12 protein-coding genes and 1 riboswitch are annotated in these 12,114 nt (G+C 55.1%); of the genes, 8 read left to right on the top strand and 4 right to left on the bottom strand.

The features are described from left to right. The first annotated feature begins 890 nt into the window (after positions 1-890). A complete protein-coding gene (gene uvrB, locus LBW88_RS00750; RefSeq protein ID WP_224929927.1) occupies positions 891-2,912 on the top strand; it encodes an excinuclease ABC subunit UvrB in 2,022 nt (673 codons plus the stop codon). 168 nt (positions 2,913-3,080) lie between these two features. On the opposite strand, the gene LBW88_RS00755 is transcribed toward uvrB, so the two are convergent. Continuing rightward, entirely contained in the window at positions 3,081-3,980 is a 900-nt protein-coding gene (locus LBW88_RS00755) for a gluconeogenesis factor YvcK family protein (RefSeq protein WP_224929924.1), read from the bottom strand. 194 nt (positions 3,981-4,174) lie between these two features. Further along, positions 4,175-4,309: riboswitch (molybdenum cofactor riboswitch) on the top strand. Between LBW88_RS00755 and moaA the strand changes: the two genes are divergently transcribed. The 7 genes from moaA (at position 4,298) to LBW88_RS00790 (ending at position 8,940) form a co-directional block, all read left to right on the top strand. After that, positions 4,298-5,284 carry a GTP 3',8-cyclase MoaA gene (gene moaA, locus LBW88_RS00760; RefSeq protein ID WP_224929921.1) on the top strand — a complete coding sequence of 329 codons (987 nt, stop codon included), beginning with the start codon at positions 4,298-4,300 and terminating at the stop codon, positions 5,282-5,284. Its footprint overlaps the riboswitch before it by 12 nt. Before the next feature lie 17 nt (positions 5,285-5,301). After that, the gene (gene moaB / locus LBW88_RS00765) at positions 5,302-5,817 is read left to right on the top strand and encodes a molybdenum cofactor biosynthesis protein B (RefSeq protein ID WP_224929918.1); all 516 of its coding nucleotides are present in this window, start codon (positions 5,302-5,304) and stop codon (positions 5,815-5,817) included. Positions 5,818-5,819: 2 nt separating this feature from the next. Continuing rightward, complete coding sequence (gene moaC, locus LBW88_RS00770) at positions 5,820-6,305, top strand: cyclic pyranopterin monophosphate synthase MoaC (RefSeq protein WP_224929916.1); 486 nt, start codon at positions 5,820-5,822, stop codon at positions 6,303-6,305. Then, a complete protein-coding gene (moaD, locus tag LBW88_RS00775) occupies positions 6,298-6,543 on the top strand; it encodes a molybdopterin synthase sulfur carrier subunit (protein WP_224929914.1) in 246 nt (81 codons plus the stop codon). Before moaC ends, moaD begins: the two co-directional genes overlap by 8 nt. Before the next feature lie 2 nt (positions 6,544-6,545). Then, a complete protein-coding gene (gene moaE, locus LBW88_RS00780; RefSeq protein WP_224929911.1) occupies positions 6,546-6,998 on the top strand; it encodes a molybdopterin synthase catalytic subunit MoaE in 453 nt (150 codons plus the stop codon). An 82-nt stretch (positions 6,999-7,080) separates the two neighbouring features. Next, the gene (locus LBW88_RS00785) at positions 7,081-8,175 is read left to right on the top strand and encodes a DUF1615 domain-containing protein (RefSeq protein WP_224929908.1); all 1,095 of its coding nucleotides are present in this window, start codon (positions 7,081-7,083) and stop codon (positions 8,173-8,175) included. A gap of 57 nt (positions 8,176-8,232) precedes the next feature. Continuing rightward, entirely contained in the window at positions 8,233-8,940 is a 708-nt protein-coding gene (locus LBW88_RS00790) for a Bax inhibitor-1 family protein (protein ID WP_034821101.1), read from the top strand. Positions 8,941-9,117: 177 nt separating this feature from the next. On the opposite strand, the gene LBW88_RS00795 is transcribed toward LBW88_RS00790, so the two are convergent. From LBW88_RS00795 to LBW88_RS00805, 3 genes are read right to left on the bottom strand one after another with little or no spacing between them, the layout of a single operon-like run. Further along, positions 9,118-10,092, bottom strand: a complete 975-nt coding sequence (locus LBW88_RS00795) for a lysylphosphatidylglycerol synthase domain-containing protein (protein WP_224929905.1) — start codon at positions 10,090-10,092, stop codon at positions 9,118-9,120. Then, entirely contained in the window at positions 10,092-11,336 is a 1,245-nt protein-coding gene (gene clsB, locus LBW88_RS00800; protein WP_224929902.1) for a cardiolipin synthase ClsB, read from the bottom strand. Before clsB ends, LBW88_RS00795 begins: the two co-directional genes overlap by 1 nt. Next, positions 11,333-12,094, bottom strand: coding sequence for an endonuclease/exonuclease/phosphatase family protein (locus LBW88_RS00805; protein ID WP_224929898.1), 762 nt, complete (start codon positions 12,092-12,094; stop codon positions 11,333-11,335). The genes clsB and LBW88_RS00805 overlap by 4 nt, the downstream gene beginning before the upstream one ends. Positions 12,095-12,114: the final 20 nt, after the last annotated feature.

A 12,114-nucleotide genomic window follows, 5' to 3' on the forward strand; every position in this document is an offset into this window, starting at 1 on the left:
ATTATTTGCCTGAATGCTCCCGCTCTGTGTCGTCTGGCATACAGTCGTGCACGATTAAGGTGGACACTGCTGTTGATGGCCTGCAAGGCAAGCCGTATGGACTCGTCACTCCATCGTTGATCTGTTGCAATTCCCAGGCCAGGTTAGTGGAACGGGATATTCTGAGTCAGAATCAGGTGAAAACGGGCTTAAAAGGTGAGCGATGCTTAATAATTCCACTGAGTAATAACCTGCCTGCACTTTGACGGTGCTGAATGCTTAACGTTTCTGGTGCATCTGTTCACTAATAAGGCAATCACTGAAGAAATAAGTGGTCTTAAGGCACGGTTTTTACGACAACAATGGTGCTTGACTTGTTAAAAGGATAGTTAAAGCGGTTTTAGGCAGGCAGAAAAAAAACGCAAAAAAAAATATTTCGCACGCCTGGATAAGTGCGGGGAAAATTATACACAGCTGATGGGCTCGGGGCTGGATTCAGTTATCCACTATTCCTGTGGATAACCTTGTGCATTAGCGACTGAAAACCGGTTGGAAGCGAGGAAATACGCGGCCTGCATACATTATGCTGAGAAACTGGACTTTAGAGTCATTATGAACAAAATCAGCAGGTTAGTTAAAAGCAAGCCTGAGATTTTTCTGCCTTGTCATCGGACTGCAATTTAATGACGGTCTCTTGACAAATGTTAAAAGCGTCTCGGCCTTGGGGATAACATTGCGCAACACGCTTTTGCCTTTTGCCGCTTAAATTGCACTGAAGCGAAACAAGTGCTTTCCCCGTCATCGTGCAAGATATCTGTAAATATATCCAGTATTTTTTTCTGGCAAATTCGGCATAGCAGAGTAGAATTATCAGCCTGCTCGCTGACTTCTTCCGCAGGAACCGCAAAACCATGAGTAAAGCCTTCAAACTCAATTCTGATTTCAAACCTTCAGGCGATCAGCCTGAGGCCATTCGTCGTCTTGAAGAAGGGCTGGAGGATGGGCTCGCACATCAGACCCTGCTCGGGGTTACCGGATCGGGCAAAACCTTTACCATCGCCAACGTAATAGCCGACCTCAATCGCCCGACGATGGTGATGGCGCCGAATAAAACGCTGGCGGCGCAGTTGTACGGTGAGATGAAAGAATTCTTCCCGGATAACGCGGTGGAGTTTTTTGTCTCTTACTACGATTACTACCAGCCTGAAGCCTATGTGCCGAGTTCCGACACCTTTATTGAGAAGGATGCGGCGGTCAACGAACACATTGAACAGATGCGACTCTCGGCGACCAAAGCGATGCTGGAGCGTCGTGATGTGATTGTGGTGGCATCGGTCTCTGCAATTTACGGCCTGGGCGATCCCGATCTCTATCTGAAAATGATGCTGCACTTAACGCGCGGCATGATTATCGATCAGCGCAGCATCCTGCGACGTCTGGCGGAGCTGCAATACACCCGCAACGACCAGGTGTTCCAGCGCGGCACCTTCCGCGTGCGCGGCGAAGTGATCGACATCTTCCCGGCTGAATCCGACGACATCGGCTTGCGTGTGGAATTGTTTGATGAAGAAGTTGAGCGCCTGTCGCTGTTCGATCCGCTGACCGGCCAGATTGAGTCGGTGATCCCGCGTTTTACCATTTACCCTAAGACCCACTACGTGACCCCGCGCGAGCGTATTCTTCAGGCGATGGAAGATATTAAAGTCGAGTTAGTGGATCGCCGTAAATCGCTGATGGACAACAACAAGCTGTTGGAAGAGCAGCGTATTAGCCAGCGTACTCAATTCGATCTTGAGATGATGAATGAGCTGGGCTATTGCTCGGGGATCGAAAACTACTCGCGCTACCTTTCGGGTCGTGGGCCGGGCGAGCCACCGCCAACCTTATTTGATTACCTGCCAGCCGATGGTTTGCTGGTGGTGGACGAATCCCACGTCACTATTCCGCAGATTGGCGGGATGTATCGCGGCGACCGCGCACGTAAAGAGACGCTGGTGGAATATGGTTTTCGCCTGCCGTCGGCGCTGGACAACCGTCCGATGCGCTTTGAAGAGTTTGAAGCAGCCGCACCGCAAACCATTTATGTGTCGGCAACGCCGGGTAAGTATGAGCTGGAAAAATCCGGTGACGATGTCATTGATCAGGTGGTGCGTCCCACCGGCTTGTTAGACCCGATTCTGGAAGTGCGTCCGGTGGCCACTCAGGTAGATGACTTGCTGTCGGAAATCCGCAAGCGTGTGGAGATTAATGAGCGTGTGTTAGTCACCGTATTGACCAAGCGCATGGCTGAAGATCTCACCGAATATCTGGTGGAACACGGCGAAAAGGTGCGCTATCTGCACTCTGATATCGATACTGTGGAGCGCATGGAGATCATTCGTGATTTGCGTCTCGGTGAGTTTGACGTGCTGGTCGGCATCAACTTACTGCGTGAAGGTCTCGATATGCCTGAAGTGTCACTGGTGGCGATCCTTGATGCGGATAAAGAGGGCTTCCTGCGTTCTGAACGTTCACTGATCCAGACCATTGGCCGCGCGGCGCGTAACATCAACGGCAAGGCCATTCTGTACGCCGATAAGATTACGCCTTCGATGGAACGTGCGATGGGTGAAACCGAGCGTCGTCGCGAGAAGCAGCAGCATTATAACGAAGAGAATGGCATTGTGCCGCAGGGCCTCAACAAGAAAATTACCGATATTCTTGAGCTGGGCAAAAACGTGGTGAAAACGCGCGGTAAGGGTAAAACCACTTCACGCGTGGCGGCAGAAGAAGAGGCTAACTATCTGGCGCTGACCCCACAAGCGATGCAGAAGAAAATCCGTGAGCTGGAAGGGCAGATGCAGCAGCATGCGCAAAATCTGGAGTTTGAAGAGGCCGCCAACGTGCGTGACCAGTTACACCAGCTGCGCGAGTTGTTTATCGCCGCCTCCTGACCGTGCAGAAAGACGTATCATTCGGAACGACTGGGCACAAATGTGTTATCTATGCGCCCGGTCTAATCTGTTACCTGGGTGCCCGGCGTACCTGAATTGCGACCCTACGTAAGATCCTTAACGTTCGCCCTCGTAGGGTGCGCATTCATGCGCACTGCCTTCTCGAGGTTAAACTGCCTGAATGGCATGTTCCAACGCAATCCGCAGCAGCTGGCGGTCGTGGCGATACTTGATATCGGCGGCCTCCAGCGGTTCGCGCACAATCAGGCGATCTTCCACGCCGCTGACGTCTGCTGACGGGCTCACGACAACGGCATCAATCACTCGCCTGCCAATGGCTTTCTCCATCATCGCCAGTTTATCGGCCACCGTCAGGCTGGCGGCCGGGCTTAACTCGCGTCCCAGATTGCCAATGAACACCATGGTGGCCGGCGTGCGGCGCATTGCGCGCGCCATCTCTTCCATTAGCAGAATCGGCATCAGGCTGGTGTAAAAGCTGCCAGGGCCAATCAGGATCAAATCTGCTTCCGCAATGGCATCCAGGGCTTCTTTGGTGGGAGTGACATTGGGATGCAGCATCAACTCTTGAGGCGGTTGCTTCATCTCATCAATGGCGGTTTCACCGTACACCATATTGCCTTCACAATCCTGCGCCACCAGATCCACCGGCTGCTCCGACATCGGAATCAAAAACGCATCGACTTTCAGTAGATTGCGGATGACGTTAATGGCTTCCAGCGGGCGCACGCTGAGATGATCGAGCGCTTTAAGCATCAGGTTACCGAGGTTATGTCCGGCCAGTTCGCCGTTACCGGCAAAGCGGTACTCAAACATCGCCGACGCTACGCTCGGCTCCATGATCAGCTGGTTGAGGCAGTTGCGCATATCACCCCAGGCAATACCGCCTTCTGAACGGCGAATGCGTCCGGTGGATCCGCCGTTATCGGTGGTGGTCACGATGCCGGTCAGGCGCGAGCCCAGCGGCGCCAGCGCGGACATCACGCGGCCCAGACCGTGTCCGCCGCCGAGTGCTACCACACGATCCAAATCTGCCAGGGTACGATTCATGCTGTTCCTTTTAACTGACAACTGCAGGTTGTCGTGCAGTTGAAGTGATGTGTATCAATATCTGTCGCGCATTTTACCGTATCCTGCGGCGAAAATGCGGTGAAAAAACGTTATGTATCAATATATATAGCGAAATTCACTAATGGATGCGAGGGACAATTCGCGCTACCATTCGAATTAACCGTGTTGTCCACAATGACAACAGACTCCCAAGCCTGGCATGCCTAAGTCATAACGATATGGATGCCTGGCCGCAGCATCGCTGCCAGGGTGCAGAAAGAAATGACTGCATCTCCCGTATTTGGAAAGGTGTTCAGGTGCCACAATTTACAGATGCCTATGCGCGCAGCTTCTACTACTTGCGCCTGTCGGTCACGGATGTGTGTAACTTCCGTTGTACCTACTGTTTGCCGGACGGCTACAAACCGAACGGTAATCACAATAAAAGTTTCCTCTCGCTGGACGAGATTCGTCGCGTGACGCGTGCCTTTGCGGCTGCGGGCACGGAAAAAGTGCGCCTGACCGGCGGCGAACCCTCAATGCGACGCGACTTCACCGATATCATTGCAGCGGTGCGCGAAAACGATGCCATTCGCCAGATAGCTGTCACCACCAACGGCTACCGACTGGCGCGTGATGTGCGTGCGTGGCGTGACGCGGGACTCACCAACATTAACGTCAGCGTTGATAGCCTCGATGCACGCCAGTTCCACGCCATCACCGGCCAGGACAAGTTCGCGGAAGTCATGGCCGGTATTGATGCCGCATTTGACGCCGGTTTCGAGAAGGTCAAAATCAACAGCGTGCTGATGCGCGATCTCAACAGCCACAGCCTGGCAACTTTCCTCGACTGGATCCGCACCCGTCCGATTCAGCTGCGTTTTATCGAGCTGATGGAAACCGGCGAGGGCGGCGATCTGTTCCGTCGTCATCACATCTCAGGTGAAGTGATCCGCGATCAGCTGATCCTGCAGGGTTGGCAGCTTCAGCCGCGTGGACGCAGTGACGGTCCGGCGCAGGTGTTCCGCCATCCTGACTATCAGGGCGAAGTCGGTTTAATCATGCCCTACGAAAAAGATTTCTGCGCCAGCTGCAACCGTCTGCGCGTGTCGGCAATGGGCAATCTCCATCTGTGCCTGTTTGGCGACGGCGGTGTTTCGCTGCGCGATTTACTGGCATCGGACGATCAGCAGGATGAATTACAGGCGCGTATTGCCCACAGTCTCGGCCAGAAAAAGCAGACGCACTTCCTGCATCAGGGCAATACCGGCATCACACAAAACCTCTCTTTCATTGGCGGCTAAACACAGGAGTTACAGCCATGGGTAAACCTACCGGCGAGTTTGTCGCCTTGAATGTGGCGGTGATGACCGTCTCGGACAGTCGCGATGCCAGCAATGACAGCTCAGGGGATTATCTGCGTGAGGCGCTGGCGGAAGCCGGGCATCAGGTGGTGGATCGCGCGATTGTGCCAGACAACCGTTATCGCATTCGCGCCACGGTGTCGCGCTGGATTGCCAGCGATGATGTGCAGGTGGTGATCGTCAACGGCGGCACAGGCTTCAACAGCAAAAACAGCACGCCGGAAGCGCTGCTGCCGCTGTTCGACCGTGAAATTGACGGCTTTGGCGAACTGTTCCGCATGATCTCATACGAAGAGATTGGCAGCTCAACGCTGCAATCACGTGCGGTCGCCGGGCTGGCGAATCAGACGCTGATTTTCGCCGTGCCGGGATCGACCAACGCCTGCCGCAGCGGCTGGGAACGCATCATTGAAGAACAGCTGGATGCACGCACGCGTCCCTGTAATTTTGTCTCTCATTTGAAGAAGTTGTAAGCATGTCATCACTCACTCATATCAATGCCGCTGGCGAAGCCCATATGGTGGACGTCTCTGGCAAAAACGAAACGGTTCGTGAAGCCCAGGCTGAAGCGCTGGTGCTGATGAGCGCGGAAACGCTGCAGATGATCATCGACGGCAGCCATCATAAAGGCGACGTGTTCGCCACGGCGCGCATTGCCGGGATTCAGGCCGCGAAACGCACCTGGGAACTGATCCCGCTGTGCCATCCGCTGATGCTGAGCAAAGTGGAAGTCACGCTGGTGGCTGAGCCTGAGCACAGCCGCGTGCGCGTCACCTCACGCTGCCGTCTGACCGGTAAAACCGGCGTTGAGATGGAAGCGCTGACCGCCGCATCGGTGGCCGCGTTGACCATTTACGACATGTGCAAAGCGGTACAGAAAGACATTGTCATCGATCAGCTACGTTTGCTCACCAAGAGCGGCGGTAAATCCGGCGATTTCCAGGCGGTGATGCATGATTAAAGTGCTGTTTTTTGCCCAGGTACGCGAGCTGACCGGCACCAGCGCGTTAGAGCTGAAACCGGAATATCAGGATGTGGCGACCTTACGTGCGGCGCTGGCGGAGAAGAACGACCGCTGGGCGCTGGCGCTGGAGTCCGGCAAGTTGCTGGCAGCGGTCAATCAGACGCTGGTGCCGATGAGCCATCCACTGCGCGCAGGCGATGAAGTGGCATTCTTCCCGCCGGTGACCGGAGGATGAACATGACCACTCGCATTCGCGTCGGCGTTGACCCTTTCGATGTCGGCGAAGAGTATCGCCAACTCGCGGCGCATGACAGTGATGGAGCGGTCGTCACCTTTACCGGCAAAGTACGCAATCACAACCTCGGTGATAGCGTGGCCGCTTTAACGCTGGAACACTATCCGGGCATGACGGAAAAGGCGCTGGCGGAAATTGTCGAAGAGGCGCGTCAGCGCTGGGCATTGCAGCAGGTGACGGTGATTCATCGTGTGGGCGAGTTGTTCCCCGGTGATGAAATTGTGTTTGTGGGTGTCAGCAGCGCCCATCGCAGCAGCGCATTTGCCGCCACCGAGTTCATCATGGACTACCTGAAAACCCGTGCACCGTTCTGGAAGCGTGAAGCCACCGAACAGGGCGATCGTTGGGTCGATGCACGTGACAGCGATCATCAAGCCGCCGAACGCTGGAAATAACGCGTAAAATCCGCAGGCTCTGATAGCCGCAGCTAACTGTAAACGTTAAGGTACGGGTTTTGCTGGCCTGTCAGGGAACAAGATGAATACCACTAAAATGCTTAAAGGCGCGGCGCTGCTCACCGCGCTGGTACTGGCCGGATGTAGTACCAAAAAAGAACCGCAGGCACCTGCGCGTCAACCCGCCGACGTCAAATCCCAAATTCAAAAGTTACTGCCGAGCGATGTCAGCCAAAAAAGCGCCTGGGCAGATGACATCTACACCGCGTTTCGCGTCCAGCAGATCGATCCCAGCGCCAGTAACGTCTGTGCGGTGATCGCCGTGGCCGATCAGGAATCGAATTTTAATGCCGATGCGCCGGTGCCGGGTCTGCCTAAAATCGCCTGGGGTGAAATTGATCGCCGCGCTGCTAAAGTCCATGTCCCGGCATTCCTGGTGCGCACCGCCTTACTGATTAAATCTCCCACCGGCGAAAGCTACGCCGCGCGCCTCGATAAAGTGCGCAGTGAGAAAGAGCTGAGCGCGATTTTCGATGATTTTATCGATATGGTGCCGATGGGGCAGAAGCTGTTTGGCAATCTCAACCCGATTCACACCGGCGGGCCAATGCAGGTCAGTATCGAATTTGCCGAAGCGCATGCCAAAGGCTATCCGTATTCGATCGATGGCTCGATTCGTCGTGAAGTGTTCACGCGTCGCGGCGGCATCTACTTTGGCACAATGCATCTGCTCGGTTATCCGGCGGATTACAGCGAGATGCTGTACCGCTTTGCCGATTTCAATGCCGGTTGGTACGCCAGTCGTAACGCCGCTTTCCAGGCAGCCGTAGCGCGTGCCAGCGGCATCAAACTGGCGCTGGACGGTGACTTAATTATGTACGGCAGCGAGCAAGCGGGTTCAACTGAATTAGCGGTGCGCACGTTGAGCAAGCAGCTGGATATGAGCAACCGGGAAATCCGTCGCGATCTGGAGAAGGGCGATACGGAAAGTTTCAGCAACAGCACACTCTGGAAACAGACGTTTATTCTGGCCGATAAAATGGCCGGTAAACGCCTGCCGCGCGAGATGTTGCCGGGCATTAAACTGGAGAGCCCGAAAATCACCCGCAACCTGACCACCGCCTGGTTTGCCCAGCGCGTGAATGGCCGATATCAGCAGTGCTTGACGCGCCGTTGACGCAATGCGGTGTAGACTCCACACTTAGAGCGTTTGTCTAACTTAAAGAGGTGCATCATGGACCGATATCCACGTAATGATTCAATCGTGCAGCAGGCGTCAACCGGGCTGCAGACTTATATGGCACAGGTTTACGGCTGGATGACCTGTGGTTTGCTGTTGACCGCTTTTGTTTCCTGGTTTGCGGCGCGCACACCTGCGGTGATGGAGCTGGTGTTTGCTAATCGCATCACCTTCTTCGGGCTGATTATTGTGCAGCTGGCGGTGGTTTTTGTGCTGTCGGGCATGGTGCATCGTCTGAGCAGTACCTTAGCCACCGGGCTGTTTATGCTCTATTCGGCGCTGACGGGCCTGACGCTGGCGAGTATTTTCCTCGTCTACACCTATTCCTCTATCGCTAGCACCTTCTTCGTGACGGCGGGGATGTTCGGTGCCATGAGCTTCTACGGCTACACCACCAAACGCGATCTCAGCCGCTTTGGCAGTCTGCTGTTTATGGCATTGATTGGTATCGTACTGGCGTCACTGGTGAACTTCTGGCTGAAAAGCCCGGCGCTGATGTGGGCGATCACCTATATCGGTGTGGTGGTGTTTGTCGGTTTGACGGCGTATGACACTCAGAAGCTGAAATCGATTGGCGAGACCATCAACGTTAATGACAAAGAGAATCTGCGTCGCTACTCGATCATGGGTGCGCTGACGCTGTATCTCGATTTCATCAACCTGTTCCTGATGCTGCTGCGTATTTTCGGTAACCGCCGTTAATCCTGAAGTACCGCTTCTGGCGGGTATGAATGCGCCCCCTACAACATCCAAACAGGATGCTTGTAGGGGGCGCAATTGATTTTGGCCAGCGCACCAATGTCGACCGTATCAATTTGCACAGAATTTTCGGGTGCGCCATTGATGGCGCCCACCGAGCGCGAGTGCTTTCTCCCCCGTTTATCCCGCGTCCGATTTCGCCATCTTCTGTTCATTCTTCTGCCGCAGATGTTTTGCGCGGCTCTCCAGCATCAGATACAACACCAGCGCCAGCAGCAGCGGCAAAATAAAGTACAGCACGCGATAGGCCAGCAGGGCGGCAATGATGGTGCCGTGCGAAACGTGCTCGCCAGCCAGTAGCGCCAGAAACACCGCTTCCAGCACCCCGATGCCTGCCGGAATATGAATGATCACCCCAGCGATACTGCTGATCAGTAACACCCCCAGCACCTGCGGGTAATCCACCTGACGCGCCAGCAAGAGCCAGATAATGGTGCCCATCACCAGCCAGTTCGCGCTGGAGACGGCAAACTGAATCAGCGCCATGCGCAGCGACGGCAGCTGTAAATGTTGCCCCTTAACTGTCCAGTGACGTTTTTTCGCAAAAGCACAGGCCCACAAATAAATCGCGACCAGCACTAACAGCACTGCACCGATAATGCGCAGGGTGTTTTCGCCGATGAACCAGCGCGGCGGAATCGGCACCATGCCGGCGACAAACACCACGCCCGCCAGCAGGAGATAGCCCAGCCAGTTGGTGGCGATACTCATGGAAAAGATGCGTGTGATGGTGCCGCCAGGCAGGCCTAGTCGGGAATAGAGGCGATAGCGCATCGCCACGCCGCCGACCCAGGTGCTGAGCGTCAGGTTGAAGGCGTAACAGATAAACGACACCAGCATCACCTGACGCTTCGCCAGCTTGTGTCCACAGTAGGCGCGGCCAATCAAATCATAAACGCCATAGGTGAGATAGCTGACCACTACCAGCGCCGCAGCGCCCAGTACCACGTAGCGGTTATAGCCGACGATCACCTGATAAACGTCCTGCCAGTTCACTTTGCGCGCATAGATCACCAGCAGCACAATTACCGCAATAAAGAACAGCCAGGTAAGGATTTTCTTGGCCCACTGCCAGCGCGAATGTTTTTTGCTCATCAGGGTTTCGCTCCTTCGTTGCCGGTTTCGACCCGATCCTGGGTTTCCATTTCCGGTTGCACGGGGGGATCAACCTGCGCCAGCAGCGGCGTGTGCGCGGGCAACCAACCGGCAATGGCCGGGAAGTGACGCAGGAAATGGAACACAATCACGCTTTTGGTGAGATGCCACCAGGTACGCGGCGGCAGTTTGTCATCCTGCACGCGCACACAATCGTGCTGAAGCAGGGCTTCCAGGTTGTCACGCAGCGTCTGATTGAAAGTCCGATCGTGCACGATGAGATTGGCTTCCAGATTGAGCGACAAGCTCAGCGGATCAAGATTGCTGGAACCCACGGTGGCCCAGTGTTGATCCTGTACCGCAATCTTGCCGTGCAGCGGTCGGCGGCAATACTCATAGACTTCAACCCCGGCATCCACCAGATAGTTGTAAAGCAACTCGGCGCCCACTTTAACAATGGGCATATCCGGTTCACCTTGCACGATCAGCCGCACGCGCACACCTCGCTGTGCGGCACTGCGCATTTCACGTAACAGGCGATAGCCGGGGAAGAAATAGGCATTGGCGATGATCACATCCCGCTTTGCCTTGCGCAGCATATCGAGATAGTGCTGCTCAATGTCGTCGCGATGGTCATCGTTATCGCGATAGACAAACAGCACCTGCGCCTCGCCGGGCATCGCGTTGACCGCCAGCCGCTGCGAACGTCCTCCCCACCAGCGCCGTGTGGTCTGTTTGCTGCCGATGGCCTGCTGCACATAGCGAGCAATATCCAGCACCACCGGTCCCTTAACTTCAACCGCATAATCCTGCTTTGCCTCCGGGCCGTAATCTGTGTTGTGCTCAGCGGAGAAGTTGATGCCGCCAACAAAGGCGAGGGCATCATCCACCACCACAATTTTACGGTGCAGGCGGCGGAAAACATTGGTGCGCATGCCCATCACCAGCGGGCGCGGATCGTAATAGAGGAAACGTACGCCGGCTTCGGTCAGCGTGTTCACATAGGCGTCAGAGAGGTCGTGTGAACCGTAGCCATCCACCATCACTTCGACCTTCACGCCGCGCTGTGCGGCCGCCAGCAGATCGCTATGCAGCGCGTTGCCAACGTCATCTTCAAACAGAATAAACGTCTCCAGCAGCAGCGAACGCTCGGCACGTTGAATCGCTGCTGAAACGCAGGGGAAGAACTGTTCGCCGTTCTCCAGCAACCGCAACTGGTTGCCCTCACGCCAGCTGAAATTCATAGGAAAATCTCCACGGCCAAAGGGGCATGATCGGAAAGGTGTGACCAGGGTTTGACCGGCAGCGCCCACGGCTGGCTCACGGTGGCGTTACGGATATAGATACGATCCAGTCGCAGCAGCGGAAAACGGGCTGGAAAAGTCCGCGCCGGGCGACCGTTTTTCAGGCTGAACACTTCCTGTAAACCCGCGCTGCGTTTCAGGAAGCGGTTGGCGTGCACCTGCCAGTCGTTGAAATCCCCGGCCACCACCAGCGGGGCATCGTGCGGCAGGGCGTTGATGCGATCGCACATCATCTTCATCTGTGCCTGACGATGCTGCGCTTTTAGCCCTAAATGCACACAGATGACATGCAGCGGTTCGGGCCGATCCGGCAGGCGAATCTGGCAGTGCAACATGCCGCGCTTTTCACTTCCGGCCACAGAAATATCGAGATTTTCATATTCAATAATGGGGAAACGTGACAATATCGCGTTCCCGTGATGTCCCTCGGGATAAACTGCGTTACGGCCATAGGCAAAATCATGCCACATGGTATCGGCCAGATACTCGTAGTGAGAGTTTTCCGGCCAGTTCTCAATGTGCAGCGAATGGATATCGTGAGTGCCCATCACCTCTTGCAGGAAGACAATATCCGCCGACGTGGCACGGACAGCGTCACGCAATTCCGGCAGGATAAAGCGGCGGTTAAAGCTGGTGAACCCCTTGTGGGTATTGATGGTCAGGACTTTAAATGAAAATCCCTGGCTGTTTTGTGGCATACTGCGACGCGCTCCTTTTC

The organism is Pantoea sp. alder81 (assembly GCF_020179835.1).
GTDB lineage: Bacteria > Pseudomonadota > Gammaproteobacteria > Enterobacterales > Enterobacteriaceae > Pantoea.